This is a genomic window from Stackebrandtia nassauensis DSM 44728, assembly GCF_000024545.1.
Classification (GTDB): domain Bacteria; phylum Actinomycetota; class Actinomycetes; order Mycobacteriales; family Micromonosporaceae; genus Stackebrandtia; species Stackebrandtia nassauensis.
On record NC_013947.1, the window covers coordinates 1,141,008 to 1,154,236 of the forward strand.

The following is a 13,229-nucleotide window of genomic DNA, read 5'->3' on the forward strand; positions in this document are numbered from 1 at the left end:
CTAGCCTGGGTAATCGATTACCCAAGGAGAGCCCATGAAGCGCGGCCACACGTTGCTGACCATCGCCGTCGCCACCGCCGTGGTGGCGGCCGTGCCGGTCTACGCCCTCGCCGAGGACGCCGACCCGAAGCCAAAACCCGAGGCCGAGGCGGCCGAGACCTACGCCGACTACTCGCTCATGAATCAGAAGCACGCCGGTTCCGTCGTCGGCGTCGACACCGGCGACGTCGTCACCCAGTGGGCCTGGAAACCGCTGGCCGACGGCTCCGAGATCCAGTGGGGCGACCCGAAGGACGGCTGGCCGCCGAAGGGCGGCGAGCACTTCGAGAAGGACGGCGACTGGGTCCACATGACCGGCTACTACGACCACGAGAACGACGGGTTCAACAAGCAGGAGGTCACCGAGGAGTCCATCGGCGACGCGAACTGCGAGAACATGAAGCCGCTGGAGACCGACGGTCGGCAGCGCTACGCGAAATGGGAGATCCCGTCCGAGGGCTACTGCCTGCGCGCCAAGGGAACCATCACCGTGGAGGCCAACGGCGCGGTGGTGAACTTCGAGCACGAGCAGCGCTGGTCGCCGCCGCGTCCCTGCGAGAACCGGCACCTCGGCCAGCAGACCTGCATCGTGCAGCACGAGACCTGGTGGGACGACAACCAGCACGACTTCGAAAAAGTCCTGGAGCGGGATCAGTTCATCGCCAGGGGACTGGGCATGGCCTTCCGCATCGACGCGACCTTCCCGAAGGACTGGCACGCCGAGATGAAGGACCACAGGGCCTACACCTAGTCGTCCCAGGTGACCGGCAGGCTCCGCAGACCGACGATCGAACCGTCGGTCTTCACCGGCACGTCGTCGGGGTCGACCGCCAGCCGCAGCGACGGGAACCGGTGCAGCAGCGCCGGAAACGCCACCCGCATCTCCACCCGGGCCAGCTGCTGGCCCAGGCACTGGTGGACGCCGTGCCCGAAGGCGAGGTGTCCGCCGGTCTTGCGTCGCAGGTCCAGCGTGTCCGGGTCGTCGAAGCGGGCGGCGTCCCGGTTGCCGGTGGTGATCGAGACCGTGACCGACTCGCCCTGGCGGATGAGCTGCCCTTCGAGTTCGACGTCCTCCAGGGCGGCGCGGATCGTCCCCGGAGCGATGCTCAGGTACCGCAGCAGTTCCTCGACGGCGTTGTCGGTCATGCCGGGGTCGGCGCGCCAGTCGGCCAGCTGTTCGGGGTGGCGCAGCAGGCAGAGGGTGCCCAGCGACAGCATGTTGGCGGTGGTCTCGAACCCGGCGCCCAGCAGCAGGAAGCCGATGTTGCCCAGTTCCTCGTCGCTGAGCTCGTCACTGGCGGCAAGGCCGCTGAACACGTCGTCGGTGGGGTGGGATCGTTTGGCGGCGACCAGTTCACCCATGTACGCCGCCGTGGCCAGGTAACCGGCCTGGAGTCGCTCGGGATCGGTCTCGGACATCATCGCCGTGATCCGATGCTGGAACTGTTGCTGTTCCTCGGGTCGCACGCCGAGCAGTTCGCTGATGACCAGCGCGGGGATTGGGTACGCGAACGCGGTCACCAGATCGGCGCCGGGGCCGTCGGCCGCCATCGCGTCGAGGTGCTCGGCGGTGACGCGCTCGATGAGTGCGTTGAGCAGCCGCATCCGGCGGACGGTGAACTCGCCGGTCAGCAGGTGCCGGTAGCGGGTGTGCTCGGGCGGATCGCTCTGGATGAACATGCCCGGCGGCGTCGGCTGGGGTTCGTAGTCGGGACCGGCCGACGCGGAGATGTTGACCAGGTCGGCGCGGGCGCTGAAGCGCGGGTCCGCCAGCACCGCCCGGGTCGCCGCGTGCCCGGTGACCAGCCAGCCGTCGGCTCCGTCGGCGTACGTCACCCGGGTGACGGGACCGGCGGCGGCCAGCCGGGTGATGCCGGTGCCCGGGGCGAAGGGGCGACCGGGGTCGCGCTCGATGAACAGGTCCTTGTCGAGGATGGGTGAGTCGGACATGACACGTCCTTCCATGAGTTTCCCTACGAGGAAAGCTACGTTGCGTTTCGTATCTGGTCAACGTAGATGCTTGCTATTTCTGGTGAAATACAAGGGTAATAGCCATAATTGCAATGACTGACACCGTGAATTCAACGGATCCGTCACCGGGGAATATTGCAATGAGCCGCGCGTGAAACTAGACTTCCGCCCATGCCCGGAGGCCGCCTGACCCCCACCGATCGACGCCTGATCGCCGACGGCCTCGCCGAGGGGCTGGGCTATGCCGAGATCGCCCGGCGGCTGGACCGCCCCACCTCGACCATCAGCCGCGAGGTGGCCCGCAACGGCGGCCGGGACGGCTACCGGGCCGAGCTGGCGCAGCACGACACCGGACGCCGGGCGCACCGCGCCGCGCCGGTGCCGTCCTCGCCTCGGCCGCGCGACGACGGCGACTACCGACGCGACCCGGCGGCGGTGCGGGACTTCCGGAAGCGGTACACCGCGATGATGGCCGACATGGGCTTGCCGCCGATCACCGCCGGAGTGCTGGTCAGCGTCCTGATCACCGACGAGCCGTACCTGACCTCGGCGGACCTGGTCGACCAACTCGGCATCAGCGCGGCGTCGGTGTCCAAGGCCGTCGCCTACCTGGAACCCCTCGGGCTGCTGCGACGCGAGCGCGTCCCCGGGGAACGCCGCGAGCGCTATCTCGTCGACGAGAGCTGGTTCCAGGGCTGGTCGCGCACCGTCGAACTGCACACCCGCTGGGCCTCGGCGGCCGGGGAGGGCGCCGAGATCTTCGGGCCGCGCACCCCGGCGGGGGCCAGGCTGGCCGAGATGGCCGAGTTCACCCGGTTCCTGCGCGACGCGCTGGCCCGGGAACTGGTGCGGTGGCAGGAAATGCGGCGTCGCGACCGCTCACGGGACTGAGGCCGGAGATCGCGGGCCTCGACGTGGTCGCGGCGTGATGCTAAGCTCACTGGCAAACGTTTGCCATGCTTGCCACGCCCCTTGGAGCCCCCTCATGACCTCTCGGATCGACATCGGCATCGCCGTCAACGGCGTCACCGGACGCATGGGATACCGGCAGCACCTGGTGCGTTCGCTGCTGGCGATCCGGGAACAGGGCGGTCTGCCCCGGCCCGACGGCTCGGTGATCTGGCCCGAGCTGACCCTGGTGGGCCGCAACGCCGCCAAACTCGCCGAAGTCGCCGAGCGGCACGGCATCGAGCGGTACTCCACCGACCTGCCCGAGGTGCTGACCGATCCGTCGGTCTCGGTGTACTTCGACGCCCTCACCACCCAGCACCGGCTCGCCGCGGTCAGCTCCGCCATCAAGGCGGGCAAGCACGTCTACTGCGAGAAACCCATCGCCACCAGCCTCGACGAGTCCCTGGACCTGGTCCGGCTGGCCCGCGAACACGGCGTCAAGAACGGCGCCGTCGCCGACAAGCTCTATCTGCCCGGCCTGCTCAAACTCAAGCGGCTCATCGACTCCGGCTTCTTCGGCCGGATCCTGTCGGTGCGCGGCGAGTTCGGGTACTGGGTGTTCGAGGGCGACTGGCAGGCCGCGCAGCGCCCATCCTGGAACTACCGCAGTGAGGACGGCGGCGGCATGGCGCTGGACATGTTCCCGCACTGGAGCTACGTCTTCGAGAACCTGATCGCCCCGGTCAAGTCGGTGACCGCGCACGTGTCCACCCACGTGCCGCGCCGCTTCGACGAATCCGGCAAGGGCTACCCCGCCACCGCCGACGACGCCGCCTACGCGATCTTCGAGCTGGAGGGTGGCGTCGTGGCCCAGATGAACTCCTCCTGGACCACCCGGGTCTTCCGGGACGAGCTGGTGGAGTTCCAGGTGGACGGCACCGAGGGCAGCGCGGTGGCGGGACTGCGCCGCTGCCGGGCCCAGCACCGTTCGGTCACCCCGAAACCGGTGTGGAACCCCGACATCGACCAGACCGTCGACTTCCGGTCACAGTGGAGCGAAGTGCCCGACAACGCCGAGTTCGACAACGGCTTCAAGACCCAGTGGGAGGAGTTCCTGCGCCACGTCGTGGACGACGCGCCCTGGCACCACGACTTCCTGGCCGCCAGCCGGGGTGTGCAGCTGGCCGAGGCCGGGTACCTTTCCTCGACCGAGGGCCGCCGCGTCGAACTGCCGCAGTTGACGCTGTGACCACCGAAACCGTCCCCGAACCGCTGGAGCCATCGCAGTGACCACGATCGACCTACCCGGACACGGGCGCTACGAACTGCGTCAGCCGACGGTCTTCCCGGCCGTCGAGTCCTTTCCCTCCCGCACCATCTACGCCGCCGCGCACGTCGTGGCCGATCCGCTGGCGGACAACGGTCCCGGCCGTCCGGCCACCCTCGACTGGGACGCCACCATGGCGTTTCGGCGGCACCTGTGGTCGCAGGGACTCGGCGTCGCCGAGGCCATGGACACCGCGCAGCGCGGCATGGGCCTGGACTGGAAGGCGACCCGGGAACTGATCTGGCGCACGGTGTCCGAGGCCGACGGCGCTCCACTGGCCTGCGGTGTCGGCACCGACCAGCTCGTCGGCCCGGCCAGCATGTCCGAAGTGGCCGAAGCCTATATCGAGCAGCTCCTCACCGTCGGCGTCACCGGCGCCACCCCGATCCTGATGTGCTCCCGGGCGCTGGCCGCCGTGGCCAAGACCCCCGAGGACTACCGTTCGGTCTACCGGCAGCTGCTGGAACGCGTGGAGCGCCCGGTGATCCTGCACTGGCTGGGCTCCATGTTCGACCCGGCGCTGACCGGCTACTGGGGTTCGACCGACCTGAAACTGGCCGCCGAATCGCTGCTGAACCTGATCGCCGAGTACCCCGAACGCATCGACGGCGTCAAGATCTCGCTGCTGGACGCCGAGGCCGAGATCGCGTTCCGGCGCGCGCTTCCCGACTCCGTGGTCTGTTACACCGGTGACGACTTCAACTACCCGTGGCTGATCGAGGGCGACGAACACGGCCACAGCCACGCCCTGCTGGGCATCTTCGACCCGTTGGCCCGCTTCGCCTCGGCCGCCGCCGCCCGCCTCGACGCGGGCGATGCCGCGGGCTTCCGCGCCATTCTCGACCCCACGGTCCCGTTGGCCCGCAAGGTCTTCGAAACCCCCACCTTCAACTACAAGACCGGCGTGGTCTTCCTGGCCTGGCTGAGCGGCCACCAGGACCACTTCCGCATGGTCGGCGGTCTGGAGTCGGCCCGCTCCATCACCCACCTGACCGAGGTCTTCACGCTGGCCGACCGCATCGGACTGTTCCCGGACCCCGAACTGGCCGCCGACCGGATGCGGTCGCTGCTGACGGTGGCGGGCCAGTGAACCGCTTCTCGCTCAACCACGCCACCACCAAGCACTGGGACGTCTTCGAAGCCGTCGAAGCCTGCGCCCGTGCCGAGATCGGCATCGGCCTGTGGCGGGAACCGGTGGCCGACAAGGGTCTGGAAGCCACCGCCGCCAGGGTCCGCGACAGCGGCGTCACCGTCACCAGCCTGTGCCGGGGCGGTTTCCTCACCACCGGCACCCGCGAAGCCCTGGACGACAACCGTCGTGCCATCGACGAGGCCGCCACCCTGGGCACCTCGGAACTGGTCATGGTCTGCGGCGGCCTGCCATCCGGCTCCCGCGACCTCGACGCGGCCCGCGAAACCGTCGCCGAGGCCATCGCCGAACTGGCCCCGCACGCGGCGGCTTCCGGTGTCCGGCTGGCCATCGAGCCGCTGCACCCCATGTTCGCCTCGGACCGTTGCGTCATCTCCACACTCGACCAGGCCCTCGACCTGGCCGAGCGCTTCCCCGCGACCACCGTCGGCGTCGTCGTCGACACGTACCACATCTGGTGGGACCCAACGGTGTGGTCGGCGATCGAACGCGCCCGGGGCCGGATCTCCTCGTTCCAGGTCGCCGACTGGTCGACCCCGCTGCCCGCCGGAGTCCTCACCGGCCGCGCCCAGCTCGGCGACGGCGTCATCGACCTGCGTCGCTTCCGCCACGCCGCCGACGCGGCGGGCTACGACGGCCTGGTCGAAGTCGAGATCTTCAACGACGCGCTGTGGGCCCGCCCGGGTGCGGAGGTACTGGCCGAAACCCTCAAGCGGTACGCCGAACACGTCGCCTGACCCGCCGTCGTCGGGACCCGGGCGGTGTCAGGTGCCTAGGTGTTCGCGCAGCAGTTCGGCCCGTCGCTGGCGGCGGTGGGCCAGCAGGTCGCGGTAGGCGCCGGACAGTTCCCGGAGGAACTGTTCGGGTGACGTGCGGGGGAGGTCGTCGCGGTCGATGGTGACCCGGTAGCCGGACAGGTCGAAGCCGGACTGCAGGAGCAGGAGTCCGTCCTCGGAGTAGCCTTCGAGTTCCAATGTGGCCAGAGCTGCTTCGAAGCGGCGGTGGGCGGCGTCCCAGTGGGTGCCGTTGACGGCGGCGGGTTCACGGCCGTCGGCGGCGTAGGCCCGTTTGATGCCCAGTTCGCGTCCGGAGTTCATGGTGGTGAGCAGCGCCTTGACCTGTGTGGACAGTGTTGGTGCGTCGTAGCGCTCGAAGCGCGTCTCGTCGCGGAGGTGGAACCGGGCACGGCGTTCGGCGTCGACGGTGGCGCAGAGGTTTCCGTCGGGGGAGGTCAGGTTGAGCGTCATGCGTTGCAGGCGGTCGACGACTGTGGACATTCGGGTCTCCTACTGGGGCTCGCCGGGGACGTTTCCCGGGTCGGTCACATAGGTCGTCTCGCCGTTCTCGTCCTCGACGACCGGTATCGGCTCGTGGGTACTGCCGGTCGACCGCGGTTCGCTGTCCGCGTAGATGTTCGACGCGTTGACCGCCTCCGCGTTGTCCGCGTCGACCACGCCGGTCTCGACGGCGAAGTCGTACAGGAACTGGCCCGCGAACTCGAGTTTGCCGCCGTTGGTGGCGGTCAGGTCCTGCAGCAGGTCCCGCAGCGCTGTCCAGGCGGGGTGCGCCGCCGTGGTGCCGGAGCCGGTCTCGGCGGCGAAGGCGGCGGACTCGCCCCCGTGGGAGGCCGCCAGGTCCGCGTTGGCGCCCAGCACCCGCTGGGTCGCCCGGGGGAAGTGGACCGTCGCGGCTTCCTTGAGTTCGTCGTCGGACACCGAGACCTCGCGGTCTCCCATGTCGTCCATGGACGTGCCCTCTTCGAAGGTGATCTCGAACGTCGACCGGGCACCTGCGCTGCTGGTCACCGCGTTGTAGGCGTCGTAAAGCGTGTCGCGGAGGGTGTCCTCGTGCTCGGCGGCGGTCAGGATGATCTTGTCGAAGGCGCTGGCCATGCAGTCCAGGATCTCCGCGGGGGTGGCACCGGTGATGGCGTGTTCCTGACTGCCGGGCGCGCCGGTGACGACGTCGCCGCTGTCGCTCTGCGCCTGGTTCACCAGTTCGGTGGTGATCGCGAACGCCGCCGCGGTGATGGCTCCGGCCAGCGGGAACGAGACCAGCGCGACGCTGGCCACCGCGCCGAAGATGGTCAGGAACGTGGAGGCGTCGCCGCCGCCCTCGTTGACGTCCCACAGCGCCTCGATGGTGTTGGAGCAGGTCCGGATGACGCTCTCGCGGGTGGTGGTATTGACGGCCAGCTGGGCCTCCAGACCGGCGAGCAGGTGTTCGGCGAGGTAGTAGTTCTGCTCGGCGATGCCCTCCCACGCGCCGCCGTTGGAGCCGAAGGTGGTCGTGAAGGCGCCCGCGGTGGCGCCGCGCCAGTCGCTGAGCACGTCCATGGCGTCGGTCAGCAGCACCTGTTCCACGGTCGCGTCGTCGTGGCCGTATCGCTCGGTCAGGGCCTGCCGGGTCTCGAACTGGTGCATGCCGCCCAGGTCGCCGTCGTTGCGCCAGGTGCTGCGGCCGAGCAAGGTCGTGGGGACCGCCTGCACGGCCGTGATCAGGGATTCCAATGCGGACGGTTGGGATTTCCCGAATTCCATGATCCGGGTGTGCACCCAGTCGAACTCGGCGTGGACGTGGTTCCAGACCTCGCCTTCGTACGGCGCGTAGTAGCCCCCGTTGTCACGGAAGTCCGCGGTCGCGTACGGATCCAGGTACGTCGACAGGGGGAGTTCGGTGCCGCCGGGATCTCCGCCGCCGTCGTACCAGACCTCGCACCCGTAGCCCTTGCGTTCGATCTCGCGCCGGGTCGCCCAGCGGCGAATCCGTTTCGAGTAGCTCTCCAGCTTCGTCGTGAACCCATCCGTCATACCCGGATCCTCGGCCGCCGCTTCACGGGAAATGCACGAGTTCCGCCACCGCACTCGTCAACCGCATCGCCTCGGTGAGCTGGTCGGGGGTCAGGCCCGCGAAGCCGAGCACCAGGCCGGACGGGCCGGTCGCGGTGACCCGGAACTCGGTGATGCCGCGGACGCCCACGTCCAGGTCGCGGGCGCGGCGGACCAGTTCCGCCTCGTCGATGCCGGGCAGTTCGATGTGGATGTGTTGTCCCGCCGAGATTCCGGCGATGCGGGCGGTTGGCAGGTACGTGCCGATGGCCGCGACCAGAGCGTCGCGGCGTTCCCGGTACAGCAGCCGCATCGCGCGGACGTGGCGGTCGAAGGCGCCCGAGGTGATGAGCCGGGCCACGATGTACTGGTCGAGGACGGGGGAGCCCAGGTCGGTCTTGGCGCGCAGGTCGGCCACGGCGGCGGCGATGCGGGGCGGGGCCAGGATCCAGCCGAGCCGCAGGCCGGGTGCCAGGGACTTGCTGACCGATCCCATCAGGACGCCCCGGTCGGGCAGCAGGCCCTGGAGGCAGCCGATGGGTTCGCGGTCGTAGCGGAACTCGGCGTCGTAGTCGTCCTCGATGACCAGGGCGTCGCGGGCGGCGGCCCAGTCGCGCAGCCGGGCCCGGCGGGCGGGGGACAGGACCACACCGGTGGGGTACTGGTGGGCCGGGGTGAGCATGACGGCGTCGGCGTCGGTGCGTTCCAGGGCGGCGATGTCCATGCCCTCGCCGTCGACCGGGACCGGGATGAGTTCGGCTCCGGCGGAACGCAACAGCGGCAGCTGGAACGGGGACGTGGGGTCCTCTATGGCCAGTTTGACGGGGCCGAGGGCGCGGGTCAGCAGCGTGATGGCGTCGGCGACGCCGCCGACGGTGACGATGTGCTCGGGGCGGGCGAGCGCGGCGCGGGTACGGCCCAGGTAGTCGGCCAGCGCGGAGCGAAACGCCGGGACTCCGGCGGTGTCGGGGTAGCCGAAGGCCTCGTTGGGCAGGTCGGCCAGTACCTGGCGGCTGGCCGACAGCCATTCGCGGCGGGGGAACCGGGACAGGTTGGGGGTGCCCAGTCGCAGGTCGTAGCGGGGCGCCGGGGGCGGAGTGGCCGCCGGCGGGGTGGCGGGCTCGGACGGGCGGGCGATGGCGGCGACGCGGGTGCCCGAACCCTGCCGGGAGATGAGGAAGCCCTCGGCGATGAGTTGTTCGTAGGCCTCGACGACGACGCCGCGCGACACCGACAGGTCGGCGGCGAGTTCGCGGCTGGACGGCAGCCGGGTGCCCGCCGCCAGGCGGCCGGAGCGGATCGCGGCGCGCAGTTGGGCGGCGATGTCGCGGGCCAGTCCGTCGGCGCCGGGGGTGACGGTCAAGGGCAGCTCGGTCACAAGTGGTCCATGGTTTCTCGTCGGGAATGGTCTGGCAACGTGATCCACTTGATTCTAGCCTCGAAACCGTGAACAAGTCTCGGCTCCGGGGAGCGATTCAGGCGACCGTGGGAATGCTGCTGGTCGGCTCACTCGTGGCGGTCAACGCGTCCATCAACGACTATCCGATCTACACCGCCCACGCGATCCGCTACGCGCTGGCGGCGGTGGCGCTGTGCGCGATCCTCGCGGTCCGCAAACCCGAACCGGTCAGGCTGAACCGCCGCGAGGTGGTGCTGCTGCTGGCCCTGGCGATCGGCGGGCTGGCCGTTTTCAACGTCGCCATCGCCGAGGCCACCCACTTCGCCAGCTCGGCGCTGGTGGGCACCATCGTCGGCTCCGGGCCGATCGTGATGGCCATCCTCGGTCCGCTGGTGGCCCGCAGCGGACGGCCGAGCGGGCAGGTGCTGGTCGCGGCCGTCGCGGTGACCGTCGGGACCGCCGTGGCCACCGGCCTGGGCGGCGGCGATCCGCTGGGCGCGCTGCTGGCCGCGGTGGCGCTGGCGGGCGAGGTGTCGTTCTCGCTGTTGGCGGTGCCGCTGCTGCCGAAACTGGGCGCGCTGCGAGTGTCGGCCTACACGGCGGTCATCTCGGTGCCGCTGCTGCTGGCGGCGGGCTGGCTCATCGACGGTCCGGCGATGCTGCGCGTCCCGGACCTCGGCGAGCTGTCCGCGATCGTCTACCTCGGACTTGTCGTCACCACCGCGGGCTTCCTGCTGTGGTACGACAGCCTGCCCCGGCTGGGCCCCGACCGCGCGGGCCTGTTCGCGGGCATCATGCCGATCGGCGCGATCACCACCATGATGCTGCTGGGCCAGGGGCTGCCCAGCCCGGCCGAGGCCCTCGGGGCGGCGCTGGTCGTCGGCGGCATCCTGTACGGCGTGCGACGGACGGCCGCCCGGGTCGGCCCCGTGGTCGCGTCGCAGAACGCGTGACGCAGCGGCGGCACCTGAGCCGAAGCGGCCGAACGCGGCGCCGCCGGTTGGCCGTCGTCGGACGATGCCGCGGCGGCGGGTCGCCGGCGGGGGCCGCGCCGAACGGTCTCGGTTCGGCCAGCCGATGGGACGGCCGTCACGCGGCTGCCGAAACCCGTACCGCGCCACCGCACCCGGGTGGTTGACTCGACACCGTGACCGACACACCCGCCGACCAACCGCATCCCGGCGAGCCGCACCACGAACGGCTCGGCGACAAGCTCAACTGGCTGCGCGCCGGGGTCCTGGGCGCCAACGACGGCATCGTCTCCACCGCCGGAATCGTCGTCGGTGTCGCCGGGGCCAGCACCTCGCGACTGGCGATCTTCACCGCCGGACTCGCCGCGCTGGTCGCGGGCGCGCTGTCGATGGCGGGCGGCGAGTACGTCTCGGTGTCGAGCCAGCGCGACACCGAACGCGCCATGATCCGCAAGGAGAAGCGCGAGCTCAAGACCATGCCCGAGGCGGAGGAACGCGAACTCGCCGGGCTGTATGAACAACGTGGACTGTCGCCGGAGCTGGCCGCCGAGGTGGCCCGGGAACTGACCAAGAAGGACGCTCTGGCCGCGCACGCCGAAGTCGAGCTCGGCATCGACCCCGATGCCCCGGCCAACCCGTGGACCGCCGCCTTCGCCTCGTTCGTGTCGTTCTCGATCGGCGCACTGCTGCCGCTGGTCGCGATCCTGCTGCCGTCGGTGTCGCTGCGCGTGGGCGCCTGCGCGGCCGCGGTCGTCCTGGCGCTCGTACTGACCGGCCTCATCAGCGCCCGGCTCGGCCAGGCGGGGCCCGGCCCCGCGATCGCCCGCAACGTCGGCATCGGCGTGGTGACGATGGCCGTCACCTACGTCGTCGGCCACCTGTTCGGGGTGGCCACGGGCTGACACAGCAGCACGACGTGCTTGCCCGCCAGCCGCGTCACCACCAGGGTCGCCTCGCCGTCCCCGGACGGCCGCAACTGGGTCCGCAGCTGCTCGGGCACCACGTCGGCGCCGCGCTTCTTGATCGTCAGCCGTCCGATTCCCCGCTGTCGCAACGCTTCCCGAAGCCTTTTCACGTGAAACGGCAGCACATCCCCGATACGGTAGGCCGTCGCGAACGGCGTGGTCACGAGCTTGTCGGCGTACAGGTAGGCGATGCCCTCGTGCCCCAACCGCGCTTCCAGACCGTCCGCCAGCTCGGCCACCAGGTGCGCGCGGATCACCGCCCCGTCCGGTTCGTACAGGTACTCGCCGACGTCTCCGACCTCGGCTTCGCGCTCACCGTCGCCGGTCAGTTCGGCGACGCGCGGCCCATCGGCCGCCTGCCCGGTGCCGATCACCGTCGCCCGCCGCCTCACCGCGTCGCCGAAGCCGCTCCACAATGCCGCTTCCACGACCGATCCGTCCACACTGACCCATTCGGCCTCGGCGCCGTCGGGGATCGCCGCGTGGTCGATGCCGGGCCCCACCTTGCCCACCTTCAGCGGCACGGCCGCGGCCGCCTCCCACAACGCGGGCAGCGGCGGAACGTACCGCGCCGGATCGAAGATCCGACGGCCGTTGACCCGCCGCGCCGGGTCGGCGAACACCGCGTCCATCCCCGACAGGTCGGTCGCCAGCGCGTCGGCGCACCGCACCTCGATCCGGTCGCCCAGTCCCAGTTCCCGCGCCGAGGCCGCCGCGACGGCCGCCGTCGCCGGATCGCTGTCCACCGCCAGCACCCGTAGCCCCTGCCGCACCAACGCGAACGCGTCCGATCCGATGCCGCAGCACAGGTCGGCCACCCGCGCCGCCCCGGCCGCCGCCACCCGCCGGGCCCGCCGGTCCGACACGACCGCGCGGCTGGCCTGCTCCAGGCCGTCGCGGGTGAAGAACATCCGCGCCGCGTCCGCCCCGAACTTCGCCACCGCCGAACGCCGCGACTCGGCCTGCGTCAACGCCGCCGAGGCCAGCGCGGCGTCGTCGGTCTCACGCCGCAACGCCACCGCCGCCCGCCGCGGATCGGCCGCCAGCAGCGCGTCCGCCCGCGCCAACAGCGCCCGCCCGGTCTGAGTGTTCAAGCGCTCGATGTCCACAGCGTTATTCTGGCCGCCGGGCCCAGACGGTCCCGGAGTGAGGCCCCACCCTGCGTCTACGCCGGATTCTGGCACTCGGGCCCTGAGATTGCTAACCGTCGGAGGGCCGTTGGCACTCTCACGTCGAGGGTGCTAATTTGGTGGGCGGAAGCGAGCCCTTCGTTCCCCGCGACGGCGCAGGGCGAGCCCGTTGAAACCAAGACCATCCGTGTACGTAAAGGGGTATCCCAACATGGGCGTTGCCATCAAGCCGCTCGAAGACCGCATCGTGGTTCAGACGAACGAGGCCGAGACCACCACCGCCTCGGGCATCGTCATTCCCGACACCGCCAAGGAGAAGCCGCAGGAGGGCACCGTCCTGGCCGTCGGCCCCGGCCGTGTCGACGACAAGGGCAACCGGGTCCCGATCGACGTCAAGACCGGCGACGTCGTCCTGTACTCGAAGTACGGCGGCACCGAGGTCAAGTACAACGGCGAGGACTACCTCGTGCTGTCGGCCCGCGACGTGCTCGCGGTCATCGAGAAGTAACGATCTTCGTAGCCGCCCCAGGACTCGCGTCCTGGGGCGGTCCTATCAGG

Annotated in this window: 13 protein-coding genes; 8 read left to right on the top strand and 5 right to left on the bottom strand. The window is 70.3% G+C overall.

Features of this window, described 5'->3' with window-relative positions:
- The first annotated feature begins 34 nt into the window (after window positions 1–34).
- Window positions 35–790, top strand: coding sequence for a hypothetical protein (locus SNAS_RS05305; protein ID WP_013016355.1), 756 nt, complete (start codon window positions 35–37; stop codon window positions 788–790).
- On the opposite strand, the gene SNAS_RS05310 is transcribed toward SNAS_RS05305, so the two are convergent.
- Window positions 787–1,989 (bottom strand): cytochrome P450, encoded by a 1,203-nt coding sequence (locus tag SNAS_RS05310; RefSeq protein WP_013016356.1) that lies wholly within the window; start codon window positions 1,987–1,989, stop codon window positions 787–789. The two genes, SNAS_RS05305 and SNAS_RS05310, sit on opposite strands and share 4 nt — an antisense overlap.
- Window positions 1,990–2,181: 192 nt before the next feature.
- Here SNAS_RS05310 and SNAS_RS36515 point away from each other — a divergent pair, with 192 nt between their 5' ends.
- The 4 genes from SNAS_RS36515 (at window position 2,182) to SNAS_RS05330 (ending at window position 6,115) form a co-directional block, all read left to right on the top strand.
- Window positions 2,182–2,901, top strand: a complete 720-nt coding sequence (locus SNAS_RS36515; RefSeq protein ID WP_013016357.1) for a GbsR/MarR family transcriptional regulator — start codon at window positions 2,182–2,184, stop codon at window positions 2,899–2,901.
- Window positions 2,902–2,995: 94 nt separating this feature from the next.
- Window positions 2,996–4,150 carry a Gfo/Idh/MocA family protein gene (locus SNAS_RS05320; RefSeq protein WP_013016358.1) on the top strand — a complete coding sequence of 385 codons (1,155 nt, stop codon included), beginning with the start codon at window positions 2,996–2,998 and terminating at the stop codon, window positions 4,148–4,150.
- A 37-nt stretch (window positions 4,151–4,187) separates the two neighbouring features.
- Entirely contained in the window at window positions 4,188–5,318 is a 1,131-nt protein-coding gene (locus SNAS_RS05325) for a dihydrodipicolinate synthase family protein (RefSeq protein WP_013016359.1), read from the top strand.
- Window positions 5,315–6,115 carry a sugar phosphate isomerase/epimerase family protein gene (locus SNAS_RS05330; protein ID WP_013016360.1) on the top strand — a complete coding sequence of 267 codons (801 nt, stop codon included), beginning with the start codon at window positions 5,315–5,317 and terminating at the stop codon, window positions 6,113–6,115. Before SNAS_RS05325 ends, SNAS_RS05330 begins: the two co-directional genes overlap by 4 nt.
- Window positions 6,116–6,142: 27 nt before the next feature.
- Here the strand turns inward: SNAS_RS05330 and SNAS_RS05335 are convergent, their stop codons facing one another.
- The 3 genes from SNAS_RS05335 to pdxR are packed head-to-tail and all read right to left on the bottom strand — an operon-like array spanning window position 6,143 to window position 9,584.
- Window positions 6,143–6,655: a hypothetical protein gene (locus SNAS_RS05335; RefSeq protein WP_013016361.1), complete on the bottom strand. Its 513-nt coding sequence runs from the start codon at window positions 6,653–6,655 to the stop codon at window positions 6,143–6,145.
- Window positions 6,656–6,664: 9 nt separating this feature from the next.
- Window positions 6,665–8,188, bottom strand: a complete 1,524-nt coding sequence (locus SNAS_RS05340; RefSeq protein WP_013016362.1) for a hypothetical protein — start codon at window positions 8,186–8,188, stop codon at window positions 6,665–6,667.
- 22 nt (window positions 8,189–8,210) lie between these two features.
- A complete protein-coding gene (pdxR, locus tag SNAS_RS05345) occupies window positions 8,211–9,584 on the bottom strand; it encodes a MocR-like pyridoxine biosynthesis transcription factor PdxR (RefSeq protein ID WP_013016363.1) in 1,374 nt (457 codons plus the stop codon).
- A gap of 68 nt (window positions 9,585–9,652) precedes the next feature.
- Between pdxR and SNAS_RS05350 the strand changes: the two genes are divergently transcribed.
- Both SNAS_RS05350 and SNAS_RS05355 read left to right on the top strand, forming a co-directional pair.
- Window positions 9,653–10,558, top strand: coding sequence for a DMT family transporter (locus SNAS_RS05350; RefSeq protein ID WP_211207320.1), 906 nt, complete (start codon window positions 9,653–9,655; stop codon window positions 10,556–10,558).
- 194 nt (window positions 10,559–10,752) lie between these two features.
- A complete protein-coding gene (locus tag SNAS_RS05355) occupies window positions 10,753–11,478 on the top strand; it encodes a VIT1/CCC1 transporter family protein (protein WP_013016365.1) in 726 nt (241 codons plus the stop codon).
- Here SNAS_RS05355 and SNAS_RS05360 read toward each other — a convergent pair.
- Window positions 11,439–12,650: a class I SAM-dependent methyltransferase gene (locus tag SNAS_RS05360; protein ID WP_013016366.1), complete on the bottom strand. Its 1,212-nt coding sequence runs from the start codon at window positions 12,648–12,650 to the stop codon at window positions 11,439–11,441. The genes SNAS_RS05355 and SNAS_RS05360 overlap by 40 nt on opposite strands.
- Window positions 12,651–12,882: 232 nt before the next feature.
- Here SNAS_RS05360 and groES point away from each other — a divergent pair, with 232 nt between their 5' ends.
- Entirely contained in the window at window positions 12,883–13,179 is a 297-nt protein-coding gene (gene groES, locus SNAS_RS05365) for a co-chaperone GroES (RefSeq protein WP_013016367.1), read from the top strand.
- Window positions 13,180–13,229: the final 50 nt, after the last annotated feature.

Bases quoted from the DNA above. Each gene is read 5' to 3' on its own strand.
- SNAS_RS05335 (WP_013016361.1), bottom strand. From the start codon at position 6,655: ATGTCCACAGTCGTCGACCGCCTGCAACGCATGACGCTCAACCTGACC.
- groES (WP_013016367.1), top strand. From the start codon at position 12,883: ATGGGCGTTGCCATCAAGCCGCTCGAAGACCGCATCGTGGTTCAGACG.
- SNAS_RS05305 (WP_013016355.1), top strand. From the start codon at position 35: ATGAAGCGCGGCCACACGTTGCTGACCATCGCCGTCGCCACCGCCGTG.
- SNAS_RS05320 (WP_013016358.1), top strand. From the start codon at position 2,996: ATGACCTCTCGGATCGACATCGGCATCGCCGTCAACGGCGTCACCGGA.
- SNAS_RS05340 (WP_013016362.1), bottom strand. From the start codon at position 8,188: ATGACGGATGGGTTCACGACGAAGCTGGAGAGCTACTCGAAACGGATT.
- SNAS_RS05310 (WP_013016356.1), bottom strand. From the start codon at position 1,989: ATGTCCGACTCACCCATCCTCGACAAGGACCTGTTCATCGAGCGCGAC.
- SNAS_RS36515 (WP_013016357.1), top strand. From the start codon at position 2,182: ATGCCCGGAGGCCGCCTGACCCCCACCGATCGACGCCTGATCGCCGAC.